We start from the raw sequence: 24,907 nt of genomic DNA, 5'->3' as shown, positions 1-24,907 counted from the left end.
ATCGCAGACTCAACATTGCAACTCTCCCTCCTCCGTCGCAGCCGGACACAGATAACGTTCAAACAGGGACCGCAGCCCCTCGGTAGTCGTCCGATACGCTTCGAGAAACTGCTCCTCTGGTGGTCCCAGGGTGCCTTCATAACCCAGCAGGCGGGCCAGCTTGCGTAGCTGCAGGGGTTCCGGGCTGATCTCGCTGATCGACTGATCGTGTAACAGACGCAGTTTATTTTCCAACCGCCGCAAAAAACGATACCCCTGCATCAGGCTATCGGCAGCGCAGCCCGCCAGTACACCTGCCTGTCGCAACGCCTCCAGGGCTTCGAGGGTATTGGGGCTGCGAACTGACGGGTGAGCCTGACCATGCAACAGCTGCAGATACTGGGTAATAAACTCAACATCCACCAGCCCACCACGACCGGTCTTGATATTGAAACGACCACTATCCTCGCGGGCAATTTCCTTTTCCATCCGGTCGCGTAAGCGACAGATCTCCTGCGCCAGCTCGACCGGCAGGGGCTTTTCCCAGGTCATACGGGCATTGACGGCGTCGATGCGGCGCCGCATGGCGGCAGACGCCACCACCACCCGCGCCTTGGTCAAGGCCTGGCGCTCCCACAACTGGGCCTGATGCTGGTGATAGTCCTCATAAGCGGGCAAACTGGTCACCAAAGGTCCCTGGTTGCCCGACGGCCGTAGCCGTGTATCGATCTCGTAGACCCGCCCTTCCCGTGTCACCAATGTCAGCACGGAAATGATGCGCTGGCCCAGACGGGAAAAATATTCCTGATTGCTCAGCGCGCGGAAGCGCGCCGGGTCAGTCTGGGCCGCCGGCCGAGTCTGACCCGGCCCATCGTAAATAAAGATGATATCCAAATCGGAATGGTAGTTCAGTTCCATCCCGCCAAGCTTGCCCAGTCCCAGCACAGCAAACTCCGCCTGCTGCCAAACGCCTTGTGTCGTCAGACTGCCGGGCAAACCGAAACGGGGCAGCATCTCATCCTGCGCCAGTCGCACGGCCTGCTCCAGGCATACCTGTGCCAGGGTGCTGAGTTGCTGGGTACTGCTGGCCAGGGCGGCACTGTCCTGCAAATCATTGAAGGCGATTCGAAGAAACTCTTCATTACGAAAGCGCCGCAGTACATCCAGCTGCATCTCGTAATTGTCCTCATAAGCCGCCAGCCGCTGACTGAGTTCGGCACGCTGCTCTTCAATCGATTTATAGGTCTGGGCATGACTGCTGGACACCAAACAATCAATCAAATCGGGATGAAGGGTAAAGAAACGCGACAGGAAGGTACTGGTAGCAAACAAGCTGATCAGCAAGGCGACGGTTTTGGGATGCTCTGCCAGCAAACCATAAAACGTCGCTGGCGCCCGCAGGCCCAGCAAAAAATTTTCCAGATGGCGCAACGCCAGATCAGGCTGCGGCGAGGCGAGCAGTTCCTGCACCAGCAGCGGCAGAATCTGTTCGTAAGCACGGCGGGCCCGCCGGGTCATGGGTGGGCCCATCTTGCCATCCCGCAGGCGTGCCAGGGTCTCCCAGGCAGCGTCGACCTGGCGGAAACCGTTGGCTTCGAGAACATCCTTGAGCAAATCGGCATCCGCTTCAGGATCAAGCAGCAACCGCACCTCGGGCGAAAATTCCTGTTCGGGCTGCTCCTCACCGGCAAAAAACAACCCACGATACAGCTGCATCACCGCCTGACGGTGGTGCTCCAGCCTCTGTTCAAAGTCTGTACAGCTATCAAAACCGCACCGCCGTGCCAGATGCGCCCGTTCCTGGGGTCGGTTGGGCAGATTGTGGGTCTGCTGCTGTTGCAGCACCTGGATGCGATGCTCGACGGTGCGCAGAAACACATAGGCATCATGCAACGTAGCGGCATCAGCCGGGCTGAGAAAGCCCTCCTGAAGCAAACATTCCAGAGCCTTGAGACTGCTGCGTTCCCGCACATGCGGATTTTTGCCGGCATAGATCAGCTGCAGCGCCTGAACAAAGAACTCGATCTCGCGGATACCGCCCCGACCCAGCTTCAGATTGTTTTCGCTTTCCTTCTCCCGCGTCAGACTGTTATCGATCTTGAGCTTCATCTGCCGCAGATCCTCGACCATGCCGTAATCGAGATAGCGCCGATAAATAAAGGGTTCCAGCGACTTGAGCAAACGCTGACCCAAAGCGATGTCGCCAGCAACCGGCCGGGCCTTCATCAACGCACAGCGTTCCCAGTTCTGCCCCCAGCTTTCGTAATAGCTCTCTGCTGCCGCCAGCGAGCAGGCCAGCTCGCCACTGCGACCCTCGGGCCGCAGATTCAGATCGACCCGGAAGACAAAACCATCCTCGGTCACCTGCGCCAGAGCATGGGTCACCCGTTCGGCCAACTTGACGTAGTAGCTGTGCAGTTCAATGCGGCTGTCTCCACGGCCGTCAATGCCGCTGGTGCGTCCCTGAGCGGTGGCATAGAAATAGATTAAATCGATATCAGAAGAAAAATTGAGTTCCCAGCCACCAAATTTACCCATGGCCAGCACGGTAAAAGCCGGTTCCAGTGGCTCACCGGCAGCCACCTGCGGTACGCCGTATTCCAGCTGCAACAACCGTTCGCACTGACTGCAGGCAACCTGCAGGCTGGCAGCCGCCAGATTGGAAAGCTCCGCCGTCACCTCCTGCAGCGACGCCAGCCCACTGAGATCGCGAGCGGCAATGCGCAGGATCTCACGCTGCTTATACTGCCGCAGCACCCGCTGCAGGCCGGCCAGATCACAGGCAGAGTCGAGACGCTGCTCGATCTGCGTCCGCATCAGGGTGCTGTCCTTGGCCTGATCAATCTCTCCTTCGACAAAGAGTTCACCAAACAGGGCCGGGAAGCGACACAGGGTACCGGTGAGAAATGACGAGGCTCCCAGCAGGGTCAGCAGCACCGCGCGCGGATGCTCCTGCTGCAGGCACTGGCGCAGCAGGGCTGCGTTCTGCTGCTGGCTGCAACGCTCCAGATGGTTAAGCGCCATGTCGGGATCAGCGCTGCCCAGGGCCTGGCGCGCCACAGCAGCCAGCAAAACCGGATCGGGCAACTTTTCCGCCAGGTCAGCCAGATTGATAGCGCTTTTCCGCGCATCGGCAAAGCCCCAGGCGCAGGCCAGCGCCTCCCAGGCCGCGAGCTGTTCGGCGGGCGGCAGGGTCAGCAGTTGAGCCAACAATTGCTCAGACATGACCGCACAACGGCGGACGTGCCATCAGCTCCGCCAACTGTGTCCGATAGTCTGCGCGGGCAACCCCCACCTCAGTTATAATGGCACTGACCAGCCGCGCCGGCGTGACATCAAAGGCCGGGTTGTACACCGCCACCCCGGCCGGCGCCAACTGCTGGTTGCCACAGTGCGTCACTTCGCGAGGATCACGCTCCTCAATGGGAATGGCGCTGCCGTCAGCCAGACTCAGATCAATGGTCGAACGGGGCGCAGCAACATAGAAAGGAATGCCATGGGCCTGGGCCAGCACAGCCACGCTGTAGGTGCCGATCTTGTTGGCGACATCGCCATTGGCGCTGATGCGGTCGGCCCCGACAATTACCGCGTCAATGCGGCCCTGCTGCATCAGATAACCAGCCATATTGTCGCAGATCAGCGTCACATCAATGCCGTCACGCTGCAATTCCCAGGCGGTCAGGCGTGCCCCCTGCCAGAACGGTCGTGTCTCATCGGCCACCACATCAATCTGCTTGCCGGCCTCGATCGCTGCGCGAATCACCCCCAGCGCGGTGCCATAGCCACCGGTAGCCAAGGCGCCGGCATTGCAATGGGTCAGCACCGTACCCTGCTGCGACAGCAACGCCTGGCCATGCCGCCCCATGGCACGATTGATCAGCTCATCCTCGGCGTCAATGCGGCAGGCTTCCTGGCGCAACCCGGCCGCCCAGTCCAGTGGCGCCAGGGCGCTGGTGGCCTCGGCCAGCCGCTCCATGCGTGCCAACGCCCAGAACAGATTGACCGCCGTCGGCCGGGTGGCGGCCAGGTGCTGGCAGCGTTGGCGAAACTGGTGCAACCGCTCGGCGACAGGCAGAGACTGTGACGCCAGAGCAGCGGCGGCAAAAGCCGCACCATAGGCCGCCGCGATGCCAATGGCCGGCGCGCCGCGCACCACCATGGTGCGAATCGCCTCGGCAATGGCACCATCGTCGCGATAGTCGCGCCAAAGTTCCTCAGCCGGCAACAGCCGCTGATCAATCATGCGGCAGATGCCGTCTTCAAACAGGATCGGTTTTATCGCCATTGCGCCGTTCTCCTCAGGCTGTCTCACCGCGCAGCTTACGGCACAGCAGTTCATTCACCATGGCCGGATTGGCCTTGCCCTTGCTGGCCTTCATGATCTGGCCAACAAAGAAGCCCAGCAATTTGTCCTTACCGTCGCGAAATTCCTGGGCCTGAGCCGGATTGGCGGCAATCACCTCGTCCACCAGTTGCTCGATGGCACCGCTGTCGGAGACCTGCTTGAGGCCCTGGGCCTCAATAATGACATCGGCCTCATCACCGCTCTGCCACATCTGCTCAAAGACCGTCTTGGCGATCTTGCCCGAGATGGTTCCGTCGCTGATGCGGTTCAGCAGCCCGCACAGCCGTTCAGCGGAAACTGGCACCTGCAAAATGCCCAGACCCGAATCGTTGAGCAGGCGCTGGATTTCGCCCATCACCCAGTTGGAACACAGCTTGGCATCGCCATGCCGGGCGGCGCAGTCCTCGAAATAATCGGCCAGAGCCTTATCGGCCGTGAGCACCTCGGCATCGTAATCAGGCAGACCGAACTGCTCGACAAAGCGCTGACGGCGAACATCGGGCAATTCCGGCAGGGCCGCCCGTGCCCGCTCGACCCAGTCGGCATCGATCAGCAACGGCAGCAAATCAGGATCGGGGAAATAGCGGTAATCGTGTGCTTCCTCCTTGCCGCGCATGCTGCGGGTGGTGCCGCTGGCGCTGTCGAACAGGCGGGTTTCCTGCACCACCTTGCCACCATCCTCAATCAGTTCAATCTGGCGGTCGACCTCGTATTCGATGGCCTCCTTGATAAAGCGGAATGAGTTGATGTTCTTCAATTCAGCGCGGGTGCCGTATTCCTGCTGCCCAACGGGCCGCACCGACACGTTGGCATCGCAGCGAAAAGAACCCTCCTCCAGGTTGCCGTCACACACTCCCAGGTACATGACGATCTGGCGCAGCTTTTTCAGATAAGCGATGGCCTCGTCACTGCTGCGCATGTCCGGTTCCGACACGACCTCGAGCAGCGGCGTACAGGCACGATTGAGATCGACCAGGCTGCCGACGCCCGGCGCCTCGCTGTGCAGCAGCTTGCCGGCATCCTCCTCCATGTGAATGCGGGTGATACCGATACGACGCGGACCGCGCTCGCTGGTTTCAATATCCAGATAACCGCCTTCGCAGATGGGCAGCTCAAACTGTGAGATCTGGTAACCTTTGGGCAGGTCGGGATAAAAATAGTTCTTGCGGGCAAAGACACTGCGGCCGGCAATACGGCAGTTGGTGGCCAGACCGGCACGAATGGCATATTCGACCACCTGCTGGTTAAGCACCGGCAGGGCACCCGGCAGCCCCAGGCAGACCGGACAGGTCTGACTGTTGGGGGCATTGCCAAAGCGGGTCGAGCAGCCGCAGAAGATTTTCGACTGGGTGGTCAGCTGGACATGCACCTCCAGCCCGATAACGATTTCGTAACCTGATCTCATTGTCGTTTCAACCTTTTCAGTTCAGTGCCCCACAGGGCGGCTGAAAGAGGAAAACAGCGGCTACAGCGGTGCCAGGCGCTGATGCCAGGCCGTGGCCTGCTCAAAGGCCTGACCGCAGCGCAGCAACGTGGCCTCGCCGAAGGGCCGGCCGAGCAGTTGCAACCCGATGGGCAACCCGGCAGCGGAGAGCCCGCAAGGCAGGCTCAGACCACAGATGCCCGCCAGATTGGCCGACAGGGTGAAGATGTCCGACAAATACATGGTCAACGGATCCTGAGCCTTTTCGCCCAGAGCGAAGGCCGGCGTCGGCGCCACCGGCGTCAGAATGCAATCCACCTCGGCGAAAGCGCGTTCGAAATCCTGCCGGATCAGGGTGCGTACCTTCTGGGCCTTGAGATAATAGGCATCGTAATAACCACTCGACAGCGCATAGGTGCCCAGCATGATGCGTCGCTTGACCTCGTCACCAAAGCCCTGACTGCGGGTGGCACTGTACAGCGCCGCCAGCCCCTTGCCGGCATCGACCCGCGCGCCATAGCGCACGCCATCAAAGCGGGCCAGGTTGCTGGATGCCTCGGCGGTGGCCACCAGATAGTAGCAGGCCACGGCGTATTCGGTATGCGGCAGGCTAATCTCGACCAGTTCGGCGCCCAGTTCGCGGTAGGTGGCCAGCGCGGCCTCCAGGGCGGCCCGCACCTGGGGATCAAGTCCCTCGATAAAGTATTCACGCGGCAGACCAATACGTAGACCGGCCACACCCTGCGCCAGCGTTGCCAGATAATCGGGCACCTCGACCCGGGCACTGGTGGAATCGGCCGGATCATGCCCGGCAATGGCACCCAGCAGCAGGGCGCTATCACGCACGCTGCGGGTCAACGGCCCGATCTGGTCGAGGGATGAGGCAAAGGCAATCATGCCATAACGCGATACCCGGCCATAGGTCGGCTTGAGACCGACAACGCCACAATGGGACGCCGGCTGCCGGATGGAGCCGCCGGTATCGGTGCCCAGGCTGGCCGGCGCCTGGCGGGCCGCGACACAGGCAGCGCTGCCACCAGATGAGCCACCCGGCACACAGTCGGTATTCCAGGGATTGCGCACCGGCCCAAAGGCACTGTTCTCGCTGGAACTGCCCATGGCAAACTCGTCCATGTTGAGCTTGCCAAGAATCACCGCGCCCTGCGCCTTGAGCCGGCGCACCACCGTGGCGTCGTAAGGTGGCACGAAATCGCCCAGAATCTTGGAGGCGCAGGTGGTGCGGACCCCCTCAGTCACCAGCACATCCTTCAGCGCCAGCGGAATGCCGCACAGAGGCGCAACCGGACCGGCAGCACGGGCCGCATCGGCCCGTTCGGCGGCCTGCAAAGCCTGCTGCGGGCAGCGCGTGATAAACGCATTGATCCGCGCATCGGTCTGTTCGATGCGGTCAAGAAAAGCCTGGGTCAAATCGACAGAGCGCAGCGCGCCGCTGTCAAGCTGCTGTTGCATCTCCGTGATGGTCAGGTGGGTCAAATCCATTGGGGCTCTCTCCTGGGGCTGTAAACCCCTGCACGTCTGTGATTCCTGCTGTTATTCAATAACCTTGGGCACACCGAAGCAGCCCTCCAGCGCCTGGGGAGCATTGGCCAGGGCCTGCTCTAGCGACAGCGATGGCGTCACCGCATCCGGCCGAAAGGCATTTTCCATCTGCAGGGCATGAGCCATGGGCTCGACGACCCCGGTGTCCAGAGCATTAAGCTGTTCAACATGATCGAGAATACGCTCAAGCTGGTCCCGCAGGGTTTCCAGCTCCCCGCTATCGAACTCCAGCCGCGCCAAACGGGCCACAGCAGCAACATCAGTAGTGGTGATCTTCATAATTTACATTCCTCCAGAATCCGGCGTCGGTCACAAGCGGCGCACGCTGATAAAGCGCCCAAGGCTACCACAACCGCGCCAGCGGATTCAATTCCGCCGACCAAGAGGTCGACACAAAAAACCCGGCAGCCTGATCAGCTGCCGGGTTTCCATTCTTCTCTCCCGCCCGAACGGGCCATTGGCCAAATTACAGGCCGCGCACCTGCACCTGGCAGGCATAGGCCGCCGCCTGTACCGCCAACTCCTGCATCTGTTCCGGCAAGTACGGCACAGAGCTGCGCGCCGCCGGACTCAGGGCATGTTCGGCAACAAACTGCTGCAGAACCCAGAGCGGACAACCCTGCACCAGCGGTCCCAGGGCCGCAATGTCGGCAGCCCCAACCAGGGCCGGCATACAGGTGGTGCGGTATTCCAGCGCGACCGGAGCCTGTTGCAACAACGCCAGGGTCTGCTTGAGAGCCAAGGCCGCTGTCGGCCCGGCGCCAAGCTCCGGGTAGCGCTCCGGCGCCGTCTTGAGATCGACCGCCACCGCGTCGAGCAACCCCTGATCCAGCAACCGCTCCAAGACCGCCGGCGCCAACCCATTGGTATCCAGCTTGACCTGCAAACCCAGCCCCTTGAGCTCGGTCGCCAGTTCCACCAGCAATGGATCAAGCGTTGGCTCACCGCCTGAAATGACCACTCCGTCAATGAAACCACGCCGCTGGGCTACCAGCGCCACAACCTCGTCGAGTGCTATATCGGGATACTGCTCTGGTGTCTCGACCAGGCCGGGATTGTGGCAGTAGGGACAGCGCAGGTTGCAGCCGGCGAAAAACACCAGTGACGCAATCCGGCCGGGATAGTCAAGCAGACTGGTGCCCTGGAAACCCTTGATGGCCATGGAACGTCTCAGCGCTGGCCGCGCTCGCTGTCGAGCCGGTATTCACGCCGCTGCTGAAATTCCTCCTGTTTGCCACGATTCCACTGCTGTACCGGCCGGAAAAAGCCGCACACGCGGGAATAGACCTCGGTTTTCTGCTGGCATTTGTCGCTCATCGCTCAACTCCTTGTTGGTTTTGTCCGGCCGGATCAGGCCGCCTGTTCGGCGGCGCCATGCGGGCAGGTAAAATGTTCGCCGGCGATGTAGCCATGCACCGGGCAGATGGTAAAGGTCGGACTGATGGTAAAATATGGCAAATGAAAGTTTTCAGCAATACGGCGCACCAGCAATCGCGCGCTGCGCCAGTCCTCCAGTCGTTCACCAAGAAAGCCGTGGAACACGGTACCGCCGGTATAGCGGGTCTGCAGTCCATCCTGATGCTGCAGCGCCTGAAAGATGTCATCCGTCACACCCACCGGCAGCTGAGTGGAGTTGGTGTAATAGGGCTCACTGGTCCCGGAGGTGCGAATGTCCGGAAACTGGTCGCGATCCCCCCGCGCCAGACGGAAGCTGGTACCTTCGGCCGGGGTTGCTTCCAGGTTGTAGAGGTGACCGGTCTGTTCCTGAAAAGCCTCCAGCCGCTGACGCATGAATTCCAGTGTCTGTTGCGCCAGTTCACGACCTGCCGGGCTGTCAATACCGCAACCCAGCAGATTGAGCGCGGCCTCGTGCATACCGATCAGGCCAATGGTGGAGAAGTGGTTGTCCCAGTAACGACCGCGCTGCTGACGGATATCGGCCAGGTAGTGACGACTGTAGGGATAAAGCCCCTCCTCAGTGAACCGCTCCAGCTGCTTGCGTTTGATTTCCAGCGAATCGCTGGCCAGTTGCATCAGCTCGGCAAGACGCTGCCAGAACGCCTCGCGACTGCCGGCCAGATAGGCGGCCCGCGGCAGATTGAGGGTGACCACACCAACAGAACCGGTCAGCGGGTTGGAGCCGAACAACCCCCCACCACGACGGCGCAACTCGCGGTTGTCAAGCCGCAGGCGGCAGCACATGGAACGGGCATCCTCGGGATCCATGTCGGAATTGATGAAGTTACTGAAATAGGGCGTGCCATATTTGGCCGTCATCTCCCACACGGCCCGCAACCGCTCGCTGTCCCAGTCAAGATCGGCGGTGATGTTGTAGGTGGGAATGGGAAAGGTGAAAATCCGGCCAGAAGCATCGCCCGCCATCATCACCTCACAGAAAGCTCGGTTAAACAGGTCCATCTCGGCCTGGAAGTCGCCATAAACAGCGTCCTGCAGCCGCCCGCCGACGATCACCGCCTCGTGCGCCATGGTTCGAGGCACCCTCAGATCAAGGGTAATATTGGTGAATGGCGTCTGGAAGCCGACCCGGGTCGGCACATTCATGTTGAAGATGAACTCCTGCATGGCCTGTTTCACCTCGTTGTAACCCAGGCCATCAAAGCGGATAAAGGGCGCCAGCAGGGTATCGAAACTGGCAAAAGCCTGCGCGCCGGCCGCCTCGCCCTGCAGGGTATAGAAAAAATTCACCACCTGCCCCAGCGCCGTGCGGAAATGACAGGCTGGACCGCTCTGCACCTTGCCGTAGGCGCCGGTAAAGCCCTTGAGCAACAGATCCTTCAGGTCCCAACCGCAACAGTAAACCGACAGCATGCCAAGATCGTGCAAGTGAAAATCTCCTTGGCGATGCGCGTCGGAAACCGCCTGCGGGTAGATTTTGTTGAGCCAGTAATTACTGGTGATATTGGCCGCGATATGGTTGTTAAGACCCTGCAGCGAATAGCCCATGTTGGCATTCTCCTTGACCCGCCAGTCTTCCTGGGTCAGATAGGAGTCGATGGCCTCAATGGACTGCTGCATAAAGGTTCGAGTGGCGCGCAACTGCTCGTGCTGCTGCCGGTAGAGAATGTAGGCCTTGGCCGTGCGAGCATGGCCACTTTCAATCAGTTGTTTTTCAACCAGATCCTGCACGTTCTCCACCGTCGGGACCCGGCTGCCTTTGTAGATCACCTCGAGAATACCGACCACCTGCCGTGCGATCTGCTCAGCCTTGGCCATATCCTGGCCACCAACGGCCCGCACCGCTTTCTGGATGGCAGCAGTGATCTTGCTTTGCTCAAAGGGCACCAGACGCCCGTCACGCTTGCGAATATAGTGCACGACCTCGCTCCTTCCGTGAAAAAGAATCAACGGATCGCACTCTACCACAGCCTTCGACAAAGTAAAGGGCCTAAACACAACATCTAGTGACCACTAGCCAGCCGACATACAACATATTGTTAAAAAACCGTTGACAGCCGTGTGGACAAGCCTGCTAAACCCTCATGATTTCAGGTCAGTTCACCAACCCTGAACGAGGGTGAGCAAAAAACCCTCTCCTTGCAATCGTCGGGTGCCGGGCGCACCACAAAAAAAGCCGGCCCAAGGCCGGCTCCGCTCAGAGAACATTTATATGGATACCCGGCGCAACCCGCGCCGCTACACCAGTCGTTTCCCCTTGAATAAATTACGCAGCAACGCCAGACAATGCAAAAGGCCCGGAACAATCTGGGAAGCAATAAACATGGCGATAAAACCAACAAACAGCCAAACCAGCAAACTAACGCCGCGAGCCTTGAGCGTCATGGCTGCCAAAACCGGGCTGACCGACATCAGAAAGAAAACAGGAACCAAAAACCACTGCAACCTAGACATGTTTAACCTTCCTTTAAACCTTCAGCGGCAGGCCGGTTACGGAACGACCGAACCAGCAGCCCGTGAAAGCGAATGGTTTGGCGCCAACTCCAGCAGACGCCATTGTCGCAGCAGCGGCGACCTGAAGCACGTCAGCCGCTAGCTATCTCAGAGTGGTTTTGGCAGATGCAATGAAAATGCCGTGCAGTAAAAACAACCATCAACCTGTACCGTTGACCTGAAATCTGGCCAAGTTGACCTGCCGCTGCCTCCAGCGGTGGCAGCGGCAGGTCAACCGCCTGTATGCGCACATTATACAGTCAACAGCGCCGGCAGCGACCAAAGGGCACCGCCGGCAGAGCCAACAGCCCGATTCTCCGCGTCATTTCTTCTGCCCTGAAGAAATATACACCCCCCTTTTTTCACACAGGCGACCAGCTAAGGTCTTCACCTCCCACAGCTTTTGCACTACAGTAACTCAAACGGCTTTCTATCGAGCTCCGCCGGCGCGAACAGCAATCATTCGTCGCAGCCCGCTCACGCTCAAGCCAGCCCCTTTTTCATCGAAGGATCTGCCATGAACTCTGCGGAACGTACGGCTTTCGTCTCTCAACTGGCGGCTTTGCGCAAAAAGCGTCTGATTCTCTGGTCCGTCTTTATCAGCTATCTGCCCGCTATCAGCCTGGCATTGATTCTGGCCGAGGGGCAGGCCGCCGCCATCACTGTCGGCATTCTCTGGCTCTTGGCTGCCGGCGGCGCCGGTGTCGGTGTGAGTTTCAGCCGCTGTCCGCGCTGTGGCCAGTTCTTCCACATGCGCGGTCTGACGACTTCCTGGAGCAGACACTGTCAGCATTGCCGGTTACATCTCAACAGCACGCCGGAAGACGCCGAAGACGTCGCCTAGCTCGACCGCCAGCAATCGCTCAGTATACCAGCGACCCTGATAAATAACGGGCACACCCTGGTTAGTCATCGCGGCTAAACGCCAGGACAAATACCCGTCTTATTCGGTGGATGAAGGCGAAGAGAGATCGCCGTCTGGGGAGGATGACTGCTGCAACTTGCGCAGGATGGCCTTCTCGCGCCGGATGGCTTCCCGCGCATAGCTCCAGGTGCTGTAGTATTCCAGCCCCAAAATGGTGCTGCCGGCAATAATGACAGCCACGGCATTAACGCGCAGGGCCTGATCAAAGGCATAGAAGATATAGAAGACTGTCAGATAACCGACATGCGGCCAGCCACGATACCGCTCGGTCTGCTCCGACAGGCGGGCCAGTGCCAGAATCAGGGCGGAAAAACTGTAGACAGCCAAGGCAATATTGATCAGGCCGGCTGAAGGGGGCTTACCTAAAAGATCGCGGGTTTTGGGAGAAGCATAAGCCAGGATGTTGCTGTCCTGAAAATAGACAGCCACGAGACTGATCGCAAAGAAAACCGCCATGGCCAATAGCCCCTGCCGCGACAGGAAATGAAGGGCATCGATGTGCGCCTGTATCCGGGCCTGCCGCTGACGCGGCTGACGCAAGACATCCTGCCGATCCGACAGGTTCTTTTCTTCTGTCGCCATGGAGTCGCTCTCAAGGCTTGCAGGCAGTGTGGCTGAGGCGCTGGTCAGCGCGGCTCTTCATCCGACTTCCCCGGCCGGCTTAAATCGCGGATCAGCCGGGCTAGAAACTGAAACTCATGGCAGTCATCAGGTTCAGCCACGCTGAGCGGCGCGCCCCGACTGACGTCCTTACTGTAACGGATCAGGTTGGCAACAGGAACCAGAATATTTTTCTGGATAATGACCGACAGCAGTCCCACCGCCAACACCACCACCATCAGCCAAAACCCGAATAGCGCCTTGCCAATGCGGCCCATGTTGCGTTCAAGTGGCCGCTGCGACACGCCAACATCTACCGTCCCGAGCAAAGACAGTCCCTCACTGCCCGCATGACAGTTGGCAGTCACACACCCCTGCTGCCGTGGAATGGGAACCGTCACGCCAAGCACCCGCTCACCAGTGACGCCACTGAAATAGCGCACCCGCTCGGTCTGGCTGCCATCCAGCTGTATGTCCTCATTATGGCAGATGGTGCAGCTTTCTGCCCGCATGTCCACCAGTTGCCCGACCTCGCGCTCATCCCGGGCGAAACGCACCACGCCCTTCTTATCGAAAATTCGCAAATGGACCACATCGGGGTTGCTGCCGATATTCTCCACCATGTAGGCCAGAGCCGCATGATCGTTATGCAACATGTCGTAACTGGTTGAACGCGCCACCGTTTGCGCCATGCACAGCGTACGGCCGACGGCGGCATCAACCATAAGGCTGCGCACATAACTGTAAAGCAGAACAAAGCACAGGGTGACAAAGGCCGTCAGGATGATGGCCACCGGCAAAAGCGTTTTATGTGCAAGCGGCTTGGACATGACTGAATCCTCGACTTCGAGTGACAAGACAGCGAAGCGGAATCTCCGCTTCGCTGTCATTTCAGGAAATGATGCCGGCCGCTGTTAACGGATGCCGACGCGGCGGCAGCGCATCGGACCGCTGGAGCCCGGCCTCCGCCCGCCCCGCAATCAACCAGGAGCAGGCAAAGACCGTCCGAAAAACCGTTACTCGTGACCGTGCGGTTCTTCCCAGCCCGTCCACATGGGTTTGAAGTGAGCAAACGGGGTATGGCCCAGAGTCGCCAGATAAAAATGGGTCGGCAGGAAGGCTCCCAAGGCACAAGCCAACAGGAAATGAATACCGGCCACTACCCGCACACCGCCGAGCAGGTGCGCAAGAGAGCTGAGAGGCCCCAGATTCATCAGGATCAAACCCGTGATGATCACCAGTGGCACCAGCACCATCATGATAACCACATAGGCGCCCTTCTGCATCGGGTTGAACTTGTTGGTCGGCGATTCCTGATGCGGGTTGGGCTTGTCACCCCTGAAATAGTGGAAGAAGTAATACAGGGCCTGACGAAACGCGCCATACTTCAGGTCTTCGGCTGTCGGCACATAGAGACGCACCAGCATCTTGGCGATGACACCATAGTAAAACAGCCAGAGCAAAAAGGAAATGGCCACAACAATACCGGCGGTGTGATGCAAGCGCACCGCCGCGCGATAGGTGCCAAAGATGTTGATGTATTCGGGAAAGCGGATCTGGGCACCAGTGATGCACAGGGTGACAATGCCCAGGGCATTGAGCCAGTGCCAGATACGCACGGGGGTCGGGGTCAGGTAAATCCGTTCCTGCATAGCCATGATCAGTGATCCTTTCTACGGTTTTTACGGGTCAGGAAACGCAGGGTGCCATGACCGATCGGCATGGCCAGGCCACCCAGCAGAATCAGCAGACCGATAATGTTGAGCGTGGTGCTGCGGGTGGAACCTACCATGTAAAAATCAGGGGTACCGAACAGGGCGTCAAGTGTCGCGCCCGCTTCAACCGGTACCCGGCCATAGGTGCCATCGGGCTGCGGAAAGGCAATAAAGCTCTGCTGCATGGCCTCGGGACCGGCAGCATGGCAGTAGGTGCAGTCCCAGCGATCATCCATGGTGGTGAAATCGTGATCGACACTTTCCGGCGTCATCATGGCCCACAGCCGCAGCCCATGATTGTCGGTGCGCTGGTAGAAGGCATTGAGCTCCGTCAGCGACACCTGACCGTCGTTGTCCTGATCCAGCAGATCGGTTACGTCCTCCGAGCCCACGGCCTGCTGCAGATCGGTGTAGCTGATCAGTTCGTAATCAGCGTAGGCCCGGCCACCCTGACGCTGGGTAACATAGAGCGACACGACAAACTTTTTCGACGAGCTGTGACAGGTGACACAGGGCACCGCACGGATGTGAATATCGGCCTGTGGCAGCCAGCGGGCATGGGACCCCTCCACCTCGGCATGGTCATGACAATCCTGGCACGACTGGTTCATCTGCTCACCCGACAAACTCAGCGGCGCCAGAGCCTGATGGGCATTGTGACAATCACCACAGCTGGCGTTGTCGGCATGGCTGCTGGCCGCGTAGGTCGCCGCCAGGCCATCGTGGCAATCGCTGCACTGAGCGGTCAGAGAGACCTCTGACGCATCATAGGGATGCCCGTCGCCGGCACTGTGGCAACCGGAGCAACCCAGCTCGGCATGGGCCGTCCCCTGATAGATTGCAGCATCCACATGGTTCATTTCCCCGACCTCGTCGGCCAGGCTGTGACAGTCCAGACAGTCCTGATCCGTCAGCGCCCAAAGCCCCGCCGGCTGCAGGGCCAGAACCAGCCCGATGGCACTACACAACAGAAAATTCTTCATCTCGCTTCATTTCTCCTTCCTCGAACATGACAAAAAAACACCACAGACTCAGGCACCCGTTGGGCGGGTGCGACACCCCAGTGCGACGGGAGGAACCCGACCAGCTGATGCCAGCAGCCTCCCGCACGCTAAGCAATAAGCGAACCATAAAACCACAAACACAGGCTTTACAGGGAATACTACCCGGCAGACAAACATCCCCGCAACCCAGCAGGGGGACACGGGCCGGAAAGATTGTATACAATATACACAGCATCTGCGCCGGGACAAGAACTATCCGCCTTAAAGACAGGAAGTTGCGCAACATCAAGACTGTACAGGAAGCACCAAAGCCTGTATATTTTTCCTATACAAGTCTGTGCCGGGGACCGGCGCTTGACAAAAGTGACATTTTTAGGCTAGAAGTGCCGGGTTATCCCGCATACGGACACCACTCCGTCAGCAGGACGTCGGCCAAAGGGGTTATTCCATGTCGCAACCACGCATTCTCGTCGTCGACGATGAAGCTGTCATTCGTGAAGCTCTCCGCCGCATCCTGCAGAGCGATGGCTACCAGGTTGATCCCGTAGCCAGCGGTCACGCCGCTCTCGAACGCATTCAGCAGGAACAGTACAGCGTCGTCATCAGCGACCTGAAGATGCCTGGCATGAGTGGCATGGAAGTTCTCAAATCCATCCGCATCCTGCAACCCTATGTCCCCGTCATCATCATCACCGGCTACGCCACGGTGGAAACCGCCGTAGACGCCATCAAGAATGGTGCCTTCGATTATCTTTCCAAGCCCTTTACGCCAGATCAGGTCCGCGCCCTGATCCGCAAAGCGGTCGATCACCGACTGGCCAACACGGAAGGTGACGACAGCGGTAATGCCCAGGGTTTCGACCGCTTCATCGGTGCCAGCAAGGCCATGAAAAAGGTCTACAACCGCATCCTGCAGGTGGCACCAACCGACAGCACCGTGCTGATCACGGGTGAAAGTGGCACCGGCAAGGAACTGGTAGCCCGGGCCATCCACGACAACAGCCAGCGGCGCGACAAGCCCTTTGTTGCCATCGACTGTACTGCCCTGGCCGAAACCCTACTGGAAAGCGAGCTTTTTGGCCACGAAAAGGGCTCCTTCACTGGCGCCATGCGTACCAAGGTGGGCCTGTTCAAGATTGCCGATGGCGGCACCCTGTTTCTCGACGAGGTTTCCAACATCAGCCTCAGCTCCCAGGCCAAGCTCCTGCGCGTCATCCAGGAACGGGAGGTAACACCCATCGGCGGCACCAAGCCCCAGCCCATCAACATCCGCCTGATCTCGGCTACCAACAAAAGCTTGCGCGAACTGGCCGAAAAAGGAGAGTTCCGCGAAGACCTGTATTTCCGCCTCAACACCATTCCCATCGACATGCCACCACTGCGCGACCGCAAAGGTGACCTGCCGCTCCTGATTGGCCATTTCCTGCGGCGTTTCGCCAGTGAAATCGGCAAGGACATCAAAGGGGTCAGCCCGGCAGCGATGGCGCTGTTGGAACAGTATGAATTTCCGGGAAATGTGCGCGAGCTTGAACACATGATTGAACGGGCCGTGGTGCTGGCTGAAGAAGACCTGATCCAGCCGGCTGATTTCGGATTTCTCGATTCAGAGCTGGCGGAAACCCTCGGCAGCAGCGACTACACCCCCAAAACAGCCGACGAGCTCAAAGAAATCAAACGCCGCCTGCGTGAAGAAGCCGTCATTCCCATCGAAAAAAGTTTTGTGCTCGAAGCCTTGCAGCGCAACGACTGGAATATCACCCGGGCGGCCGAAGAAGTCGGCATGTTGCGGCCGAACTTCCAGGCCCTGATGAAGAAGCTGCAGATTTCCGCCCGCGACCGCAAGTTCTGATACTGGCAGCAGACAACCCACTGCTGCCAGCCGTCCCGTTATGGTCACCCCTCGCTACGACTGGTATTCCTTAGGCAGCGAGATGGTGAAGCAGGTCCCCTCCCCTTCGGTGCTGCGCACCTCGATCCGGCCACCGTGATTTTCCACGATGCCATAAGATACCGACAGTCCCAGCCCCGTGCCCTGGTCCTCTTTGGTGGTAAAAAACGGGTCGAAAATCCGTTCAAGGATATCCTGTGGTATGCCGCTGCCGCTGTCACAGATGCGGATCAGCACCTCGTCGGCCTCCTCCCAGGTATCGATGGTCAACGTGCCCCCTTGAGACATGGCCTGGGCAGCATTGATGAACATGTTGACAAAGACCTGCTCCAGCTGATTGGGGTCGACCTCCAGCTCCGGCAGCTCCTCACAGTAGTTTCGATAGATGACAATATCCTGAAACAGAGCCTGATGCTCGACCAGCGCCAGCGCCTTGTCTACCACGCCATTGATATTGCAGAAGTTCTTCTGCGGTATGGACTCGCGGCCAAAATCAAGCAGCCCCCTCACAATGCCGGCACAGCGCTGCGTTTCGCGGGTAATGGTCTGCAGGTCCTCCCTTACCTGCGGATCAAGTTCCGGCGTTTCCGCCGCCATCGAGGAAAACATCAAAATCCCCGTCAACGGATTATTGATTTCGTGGGCGATCCCCGCCACCAGTTTGCCCAGCGCCGCCAGCCTCTCGGAGCGCGCCAGCGACCCCTGCATTTCACGAATCTGGCGAGTCCGTTGCTCAACCTTGTTCTCCAGGGTCGCCGCCCAGCGCCGAATCTCTTCCTGCGACTGACGCAGGTGGCGCGTCATCTCGTTGGCTCCCTGGGCCAATTCCCCCAGTTCATCGGAAGCGCTGATCTGGGCCTGCGCGTCCAGATCCCCCAGAGAAAGACGGCGCTGATGTTCCAGTAGCGCCTGTACCGGCGTGATGATGAAACGCTTAGTCAACAGCAGCAGCGCCAGAAACAGCAGCACCAACAAGACACAGGTGAGCACGATGAAGTAATTGCGAAACACATCGACCTGATGCAGGCGACTCTGCAGCGACAGCTGCACATCCAGAATGCCATTGAGCTCCCGATCTGGTGGATGGTAATGGCAACTGCCCGTGTAGCAACTGGGCTCATTGTAGATCGGCTTGGTCACGCCGAGAAAGGTCTCTCCCCGGTCGTCGACAAAGGTACGCCCCCGGGCCGCGGTGGTCGCAAAGGACAAGGGTGGCCCGGTCTCCACATGGCAAAAGCTGCAGCCCTCGGCCGACAGCCCCAGCACCGTCCCCAATTCTGCTTTATCGGTAGAGAAGGTCACCACACCGTCCTTATTAAACAGGCGGATACGGCGGATACCATCCATGGCGCCGACTTCCTCGATCATCTTGTAAAGCATCTCACGATCGTCCGTCAGCATCTGGTAATAGGTCGAACGCAGGATCGCTTCGCTGAGATAATCGGCATCGTGCAGGGAATTCTCCAGCGTGATTTCACGCTGCAACCGCACGTTGACAATCACAAACACCAGCATGGTGACCAGCAGCACGGCCCCGATGACCGCCATGAAACGCACCAGCAACGACAAACGGATCTTCATGCACTACCCCTGAGACTCAGGCGTGTCGCGATGACGTGCCAAGCGGGTCAGCAACACGGCGCCGAACACCAGACAGAGGCCGACACAGACCAGCAGATAACCAAAGCTGCGACCGTCACCCAGTCCAGCCAGATCAACCCCGCCGCAAAACCCCACCAGAATCATGCCGGCCAGAGCCGCCAGGCCACCAATCAGATTGAGCAGCAGCGCCAACAGCGCTGTCAGCGAAATGCCATTCCCCATAATGTCTTACCTTTCCTGACCCAAGGCCAGAGCCGGCCATAAAAAAGAGGAGCCCTCCGGCTCCTCTTTTTTATAGCACAGTCATGTTCGAAAACGCGGTAAAAGCATCACTGCGGCATCAGTGACTACCGGTAAGCACCGAGAACAGGATCAGGACGAACAACACCACGCCGATGGCGACAGCGACAAAACCAAAGGTCCGCAAGATCAGGTTGTACAGGGGGCTCGACGACTTATCCTTGACAAACTGCTCGGTAATGCCCAGTTGCTCATAGCGCTTCCACTGGTCGCCACGTTCCTCGACAAACTCCTCCTTATGCATCTCGCCATTGAAGATGACGAAATCCATCGGGAACTTCTCCGGCCGCAGATGGGTATTGAAGAAGTGGACCGAAAAGATGAAGCCCGTTGCCAGCAAGGCCTCGTCCGAATGAACAATGGTTGCCACATTGAACACCCAACCCGGCAGAAACAGACCGAAGAACTCCGGGAACCACAGCATCAGACCGGAACCGCCAATGGCGAACATACCCCAGAAGACCGCGATGAAGTCAAATTTTTCCCAGTAATTCCAGCGTTCAAAGGTCGGTTTCGGCCCCTTCCAGAGGAACCAGCGCACCATAGCGGTGACGTCCTTGATGTCGCGGAAGTTGGGCATCAGGGAATCCGGTCCGAACAGGCGCTGCAGCCATATGCCGGGAATATCCTTGCGGATAAACAGGAAGTGAATGCTCAACACCAGCGCCATGCCAAAGTAGACAAAGGTGATCACGGCACCGATCCGGTGACCGAAGGCCGCATTGGCCGTACCGCCATACCAGTCCATCATCACCTTGGCCCAGTGCTGATCAGCAAACTTCAGCGGCAGGCCGGTAAGCGACAGAATCAGGAAGCTGATAATCACCAGCAGGTGCATGAAGATGTGATAGGGCTTGAAACGCTTGTAAACACGGTGGCCATCGGGAATGTGAATATGAGCCTCGCCCCGCGCCAACGCCGCCTTCTTCTCCTTGTTCTCGGCCAGGCCACGGATCATCCACAGAATCGAATGAAGCCAGAACACCGAGAAGGTACCAATCAGCAGCGTGGTCATGGCCCAGAAGGTGATCGCCAGCACCGGGTAGTTGTCGAAATCGCTGTGATCGCCGTGGGAATAGAAGTAGCTGAACAGGCGGGTCGAACCCTCGTGACATTTGCCACAGGTGGCAGCGCGATTGTCCTCGTGGATGGATGCCCGCGGATCGTGCTGACCAAAAACCGCATGACTCTCATGACAATCGGCGCAGGTCGCCGTCAGCTCCGGGTAACCGAGACGGTAACTCTTGCCATGATAGCTGGCCAGATAGGTATGGACCGCATGAGCATAAACGCCGTTGCGCTCCATCATTTCCTCATCCCCATGACAACGGATGCAGACATCGGCGCCGAACTGGCGCGCCGTCTTGGCGTCGGCCATCGACAGACTCTGCACGCCATGCACGCCGTGACAGTCACCACAGGAGGCACTGTCAGCATTGCCCTCAGCCACCGCCTGGCCATGCACCGATTCGGCATAGCCGTCCATTTCGTGACAGCTGGAACAGGTATTCACCAGGGACTGCTTGTTCCCCGCCGTAGCCGCCAACCGATGGATGCCGTCATGACATTCGACACAGCCAACGCCTGCCAGAGCATGTACGCTGCCGGCATGGTCGGCGCTGTGACTGTCGTGACAGGTGGCGCAATCCACCGCCGGCGGCAGCGCCTCACCTTCCATGTGAGCATCCAGATCAGCAACAACGTGGCAATCCTGACAGCCGATATCGCTGGCGCCATGCACCGAGGCGGCGAAGTCGTGCGCCGTCACGACGTCTTCGTGACACTCCAGACAGGTTTGCGTATCGGCCCACAGGGGCACGGCAGCCAGCAGCAGGGCCACGGCCAGTACAGACGATACCACCCAGCGGGATACGGTCTTCTCCATGTAACAGACTCCTTGCTTCAGCAAAAAAGGCGGTACCCGCACAGAGCGCGACACCGGTCGACAGGGGATGGAACGGGTATGGCAACAACAGAAGCGGCAATATCCGCCACACTGTATACAATTTTTATACAGACAGCGCACCGCTTACTACCACAGGCACCACACTAAAGTCAATCGGGAAAGCAGGCCACAGCCTTGCTGCTACGCAGGCAAAAAGAACACTGTGTACGGAAGAATGCAGGAGACGGGAAAGCGGCGGGGCCGCCGCGGCAAAGCGAGAAAAGACCGGCAGGGCCCTTCAGGCGGCGATAAAACCCTGCAGAAAACGCTGATACTGGGCCTGTTGATGTGCGTCAAGGTCATCGAGGCGAACACCACTGCGATAAAAACCGTCCTGCTCTGCGCCCACATGAATCACCGTCCCCCGCGCTTCGAGCAGTTCATCCGCCAGGGCCAGACTCAGCTGCAAGCGCAATCCCGCCACCAGCGGCTCATGGGTCTGGATCAGCAGGCCTTCCGCGCTGGCATCGAGGGTGCGCCCGATATCCTGCGTCAGGATACTGTCATTGTCCTGCAGCACATAGTAGACAAAATTGAGGGTATCAAAGCGTTCGTAACGCCGACGTTCATCCATGACTGCACCTCGTTGCTGTTGTCCGGCCACAGCCGGAAGGATCGCTCGTTTCGCCCGGCGGCGAGGCCGCGGCGGAGTCGGCGGGAGGGTATCAGGCCAGGGTGGCAGAAGCCGACTCCTTCAGGGCCACCACGACATATACCGGATTCAGGGCTTCGAACATCTTGTAATCGGTTTCGCTGCTGGTACGGGCGATATTGAGGGTGACCACCTCAATGACATAACCGTTGTTCTCGAAAAAATCGGTCGCCGCCACCAGGGTATCAAGGGTGCTGGCCGTCAGCACCACCCGACCGGAGGCGCTCAGGCGCTCGTCGATCACCTCCAGCAACTCCCACAGATTGCCACCCGACCCGCCGATGAACACCCGGTCGGGGTCAGGCAGATCCTCCAGACAGGCCGGTGCCTCACCCTCCACCAGACGCACATTGCGACTGTGAAAATTGTTAAGATTCTGCCGCAAAAAACGTAATGAATCGCTGTTGCGCTCGACCGCGAAGATCCGACCGAAGGGCAGCAGAGCATCGGCCTCAATGCTCACCGAACCGCTCCCGGCGCCGATATCCCACAGCACCATATCCTGTCGCAACCGCAGCTTGGCCAACACCACCACCCGTACCTCCTCAGGCGTGATCTGCTTCTTTACGGTCATGAAGGAACTGTCGGGAATGCCCAGGGTCGGCAGACTGTCGTCTATCTCGCTGTCGTAACACTTGATAAAAATCAACACATTGAGCGGAGCCGCTACCAGTTGCGGCAACTGGGCAACACTGGTCTGCTCGACGCGCTCCTCGGCAGTGCCGAGATTCTCACACAGATAAACCGTATAACCATCACGGCCGCGGCGCAGCAGCTCAGCCGCAATGGCCGCCGGGGTATGTCGCGCATCGGTGAGAACCGCTACCTTGTCGTTGGCGACAATGCGATCCACCAGATGGGTCATCGAACGCCCCTCCGCCGACACAAACAGGGCATCGTCCCAAGGCTGTTTGATCCGGGCGAAGGCGAACTGCACCGAGCTGACATTGGGAACAAATTCAAGCTCTTCACGCGGCAGATTGCGCAACAGCTCTCGCCCGAGACCAAAAAACAGCGGATCACCGGCGGTCAACACAACCTGGTTGCCCTCGGCCTCTTCCAGCAACGCGGTGAGATCGCTATCCGCCGACAGAGCCACCTGACGCGCCGGCAGCCTGGCGAACAGGGCCAGCAGATTGGGCGGCCCGTACAGCACATCAGCCTCGGCCACCAGCTGCAGCACCCGTTGACAGAAGCCTTCCTGGCCGGCGATGCCGGCGCCCACCACATAGATCATCGACCGTTCCCCCATTGATTGTTCAGCCGGCAACACAGTGCTGCCATGTCGGCACAGCCTAACCTCATCACCTGGCAGCGTCAAGCGCCATCGGGCATACCGCCGGGCTCGTTACCAGCGGCAATCGTCTCGTTTATCGGCAGGTTGACGGCCCTCTGCTGCCATTGCTCCAGTGCCACCTGCATGCGTTCCCACAGCTCATCACAACCCTGGCGGGTCTGCGCCGAAAACAGGGTAAAAGCATCGACGGGCAGACCGGCCGCCTCGGCAATGGCCTTGCGGCGAGCGATCCACTGGCTGCGACCAACCTTGTCGGCCTTGGTGATCACCGCGATGGTCGGCACCTGGTACTGTTCCAGCCAGTCAAGCAGCTGCAGGTCGTCGGGGCGCGGCTCGCGCCGGATATCGAACAGCAACACCAATGCCGCCAGGGTGGGACGCGACTGCAGATAGGTCTGCACCATCGGCCCCCACTGGTTTTTCACCGCCAGCGGCACCTTGGCAAAACCGTAGCCCGGCAGATCGACCAGCGACAGGGCCTCGTTAAGAATAAAAAAATTGATCAACTGGGTGCGCCCCGGCGTCGACGAGGTCCGCACCAGATTGCGCCGCTGCAGCAGCACATTGAGCAGCGAACTCTTGCCGACATTGCTGCGGCCGGCAAAGGCAATCTCCGGAAAATCCGCCGCCGGGTAATGGGCCGGCCGGGTGGCGCTCTTGACAAAACGGGCTGCTGTCACATGCATAAGGACGGTCCTTGGTCGGCAGAGGGAAGGGGTGCGCGGCCGTGATAGGCCTGCTTGCAGCGGTACTGGTCAGCGTCAGCCAGACGCACCAGATCGGCCGCTGTGGCAATGGCGGGGGACGGCCCGTCGGCCAGGCCGAAACTGAAAGAAACGGCCAGCTCGGTTCCAGCCAGACGGAGCGGCTGCTGGCGCAAGCGCGCCTCGGCACGCTGCATCAGGCCATAAGCCTGCGACCGGCTGGTCTGTGGCAGCAGCAGAAGGAATTCATCACCGGCATAACGCCCCACATAATCGGTCTGACGGCTGCAGTCGCGCAACACCTGCGCCACCCACTGCAACAGCGCATCACCGCAGGAATGGCCGTAACGGTCATTGACCTGTTTGAAATCATTCAGATCGACAAACACCAGGGTCAGCACGGTATGGTAGCGGCTGGCACGCTGGAACTCCTGTTCCAGCGCCATATCGAGAGCACGGCGATTGAGCAGCCCCGTCAACGGATCGCGGCGGGCCTGCTGACGCAATCGTTCATGAGCTGTGACATTCGACAGGCACAGGGAAATCTTCAACGCCAGACGATCAAGCAGCTGCGGATCAAGATCCGGTGCAAAGCGGGCCGGATCATTGTCGGCCAGAGCCAGCAAACCGACCAAAACTCCGTCCAGCCGAATCGGCGCCAGCGCCAGCGAACCCGGCAGGGGCACACCGGCCGGCAGCAGCGGCCGGTAGCGTTCCAGCCCCCGGTCGGCCAGCACGACCGCCGCCGCTGGCGGCAGCAACTGATCAAGCAGACAGCTGTCGGCCAAAACCAGCCGCTGAGCCCAGGCACTGCCTTCCGGCGGTGGCAATTCAGCCAGCAGCTGTTGAGGCGTCGAGTCCTGGCGCAAGACGCACCAGACCAGCGGAATCCCGAACACGCCCTCAATCTGCGCCAGCAGCGTGGCGAAAAAGGCATGAAAATCCAGCGTAGCCAAAATGCGTGTTTCCACCTGATCGAATTTCTCCAGCTGCTGGCGCTGTTCATCGAGCCGCTGCAGCAGCACCTGCCAGGTCATCGCCATCGTCCGTCCTCCGTCA

20 protein-coding genes and 1 pseudogene are annotated in these 24,907 nt (G+C 59.3%); 2 read left to right on the top strand and 19 right to left on the bottom strand.

Annotated features, from left to right (window positions below; all coding sequences use genetic code 11):
* Positions 1-9 precede the first annotated feature (9 nt).
* From glnE to BLR80_RS01615, 8 genes and pseudogenes are all read right to left on the bottom strand, one after another.
* Entirely contained in the window at positions 10-3,204 is a 3,195-nt protein-coding gene (glnE, locus tag BLR80_RS01650; RefSeq protein ID WP_092075588.1) for a bifunctional [glutamate--ammonia ligase]-adenylyl-L-tyrosine phosphorylase/[glutamate--ammonia-ligase] adenylyltransferase, read from the bottom strand.
* Positions 3,197-4,264 carry an S-methyl-5-thioribose-1-phosphate isomerase gene (gene mtnA / locus BLR80_RS01645; protein WP_092075586.1) on the bottom strand — a complete coding sequence of 356 codons (1,068 nt, stop codon included), beginning with the start codon at positions 4,262-4,264 and terminating at the stop codon, positions 3,197-3,199. The genes glnE and mtnA overlap by 8 nt, the downstream gene beginning before the upstream one ends.
* Positions 4,265-4,277: 13 nt before the next feature.
* Entirely contained in the window at positions 4,278-5,729 is a 1,452-nt protein-coding gene (gene gatB / locus BLR80_RS01640; protein ID WP_092075584.1) for an Asp-tRNA(Asn)/Glu-tRNA(Gln) amidotransferase subunit GatB, read from the bottom strand.
* Positions 5,730-5,789: 60 nt separating this feature from the next.
* Positions 5,790-7,247, bottom strand: a complete 1,458-nt coding sequence (gene gatA / locus BLR80_RS01635) for an Asp-tRNA(Asn)/Glu-tRNA(Gln) amidotransferase subunit GatA (protein WP_092075582.1) — start codon at positions 7,245-7,247, stop codon at positions 5,790-5,792.
* Between the two features lie 51 nt (positions 7,248-7,298).
* Positions 7,299-7,586 (bottom strand): Asp-tRNA(Asn)/Glu-tRNA(Gln) amidotransferase subunit GatC, encoded by a 288-nt coding sequence (gene gatC / locus BLR80_RS01630; protein WP_092075580.1) that lies wholly within the window; start codon positions 7,584-7,586, stop codon positions 7,299-7,301.
* 187 nt (positions 7,587-7,773) lie between these two features.
* Positions 7,774-8,469, bottom strand: coding sequence for an anaerobic ribonucleoside-triphosphate reductase activating protein (locus tag BLR80_RS01625; protein ID WP_092075578.1), 696 nt, complete (start codon positions 8,467-8,469; stop codon positions 7,774-7,776).
* A gap of 8 nt (positions 8,470-8,477) precedes the next feature.
* Positions 8,478-10,643, bottom strand: a pseudogene (locus BLR80_RS01620) (ribonucleoside triphosphate reductase).
* A gap of 318 nt (positions 10,644-10,961) precedes the next feature.
* Complete coding sequence (locus BLR80_RS01615; RefSeq protein ID WP_092075576.1) at positions 10,962-11,177, bottom strand: hypothetical protein; 216 nt, start codon at positions 11,175-11,177, stop codon at positions 10,962-10,964.
* Positions 11,178-11,733: 556 nt separating this feature from the next.
* Between BLR80_RS01615 and BLR80_RS01610 the strand changes: the two genes are divergently transcribed.
* Entirely contained in the window at positions 11,734-12,060 is a 327-nt protein-coding gene (locus BLR80_RS01610; RefSeq protein WP_092075574.1) for a hypothetical protein, read from the top strand.
* Positions 12,061-12,159: 99 nt separating this feature from the next.
* On the opposite strand, the gene BLR80_RS01605 is transcribed toward BLR80_RS01610, so the two are convergent.
* The 4 genes from BLR80_RS01605 to BLR80_RS01590 all read right to left on the bottom strand — a co-directional run bounded on the left by BLR80_RS01605 (position 12,160) and on the right by BLR80_RS01590 (position 15,439).
* On the bottom strand, positions 12,160-12,723 hold the full coding sequence (locus BLR80_RS01605) for a hypothetical protein (RefSeq protein ID WP_092075572.1): 564 nt from the start codon (positions 12,721-12,723) through the stop codon (positions 12,160-12,162).
* 44 nt (positions 12,724-12,767) lie between these two features.
* Positions 12,768-13,571, bottom strand: coding sequence for a PDC sensor domain-containing protein (locus BLR80_RS01600; protein ID WP_092075570.1), 804 nt, complete (start codon positions 13,569-13,571; stop codon positions 12,768-12,770).
* A gap of 186 nt (positions 13,572-13,757) precedes the next feature.
* A complete protein-coding gene (locus tag BLR80_RS01595) occupies positions 13,758-14,399 on the bottom strand; it encodes a cytochrome b/b6 domain-containing protein (protein WP_092075568.1) in 642 nt (213 codons plus the stop codon).
* A gap of 2 nt (positions 14,400-14,401) precedes the next feature.
* Positions 14,402-15,439 carry a cytochrome c3 family protein gene (locus BLR80_RS01590; protein ID WP_092075566.1) on the bottom strand — a complete coding sequence of 346 codons (1,038 nt, stop codon included), beginning with the start codon at positions 15,437-15,439 and terminating at the stop codon, positions 14,402-14,404.
* A gap of 469 nt (positions 15,440-15,908) precedes the next feature.
* On the opposite strand from BLR80_RS01590, the gene BLR80_RS01585 reads away from it, so the two are divergent.
* Complete coding sequence (locus tag BLR80_RS01585) at positions 15,909-17,309, top strand: sigma-54-dependent transcriptional regulator (RefSeq protein ID WP_092075564.1); 1,401 nt, start codon at positions 15,909-15,911, stop codon at positions 17,307-17,309.
* Positions 17,310-17,363: 54 nt separating this feature from the next.
* Here BLR80_RS01585 and BLR80_RS01580 read toward each other — a convergent pair whose 3' ends face one another.
* From BLR80_RS01580 to BLR80_RS01550, 7 genes are all read right to left on the bottom strand, one after another.
* The gene (locus BLR80_RS01580; RefSeq protein ID WP_245691290.1) at positions 17,364-18,929 is read right to left on the bottom strand and encodes a sensor histidine kinase; all 1,566 of its coding nucleotides are present in this window, start codon (positions 18,927-18,929) and stop codon (positions 17,364-17,366) included.
* Positions 18,930-18,932: 3 nt separating this feature from the next.
* Complete coding sequence (locus BLR80_RS01575) at positions 18,933-19,172, bottom strand: hypothetical protein (RefSeq protein ID WP_092075562.1); 240 nt, start codon at positions 19,170-19,172, stop codon at positions 18,933-18,935.
* Between the two features lie 118 nt (positions 19,173-19,290).
* A complete protein-coding gene (locus BLR80_RS01570; protein WP_092075560.1) occupies positions 19,291-21,135 on the bottom strand; it encodes a cytochrome C in 1,845 nt (614 codons plus the stop codon).
* Positions 21,136-21,433: 298 nt separating this feature from the next.
* Positions 21,434-21,769, bottom strand: coding sequence for a PilZ domain-containing protein (locus BLR80_RS01565; protein WP_092075558.1), 336 nt, complete (start codon positions 21,767-21,769; stop codon positions 21,434-21,436).
* 91 nt (positions 21,770-21,860) lie between these two features.
* The gene (cbiE, locus tag BLR80_RS01560; RefSeq protein ID WP_245691288.1) at positions 21,861-23,084 is read right to left on the bottom strand and encodes a precorrin-6y C5,15-methyltransferase (decarboxylating) subunit CbiE; all 1,224 of its coding nucleotides are present in this window, start codon (positions 23,082-23,084) and stop codon (positions 21,861-21,863) included.
* Between the two features lie 80 nt (positions 23,085-23,164).
* Positions 23,165-23,830, bottom strand: a complete 666-nt coding sequence (gene yihA, locus BLR80_RS01555) for a ribosome biogenesis GTP-binding protein YihA/YsxC (RefSeq protein ID WP_092075554.1) — start codon at positions 23,828-23,830, stop codon at positions 23,165-23,167.
* Positions 23,821-24,891 (bottom strand): GGDEF domain-containing protein, encoded by a 1,071-nt coding sequence (locus BLR80_RS01550; protein ID WP_092075552.1) that lies wholly within the window; start codon positions 24,889-24,891, stop codon positions 23,821-23,823. The genes yihA and BLR80_RS01550 overlap by 10 nt, the downstream gene beginning before the upstream one ends.
* Positions 24,892-24,907: the final 16 nt, after the last annotated feature.

This window comes from Desulfuromonas thiophila, from assembly GCF_900101955.1.
GTDB lineage: Bacteria > Desulfobacterota > Desulfuromonadia > Desulfuromonadales > Desulfuromonadaceae > Pseudodesulfuromonas > Pseudodesulfuromonas thiophila.
Note: the sequence above shows the minus strand (reverse complement) of the source record. Positions and strands in the feature narration are given on the sequence as shown.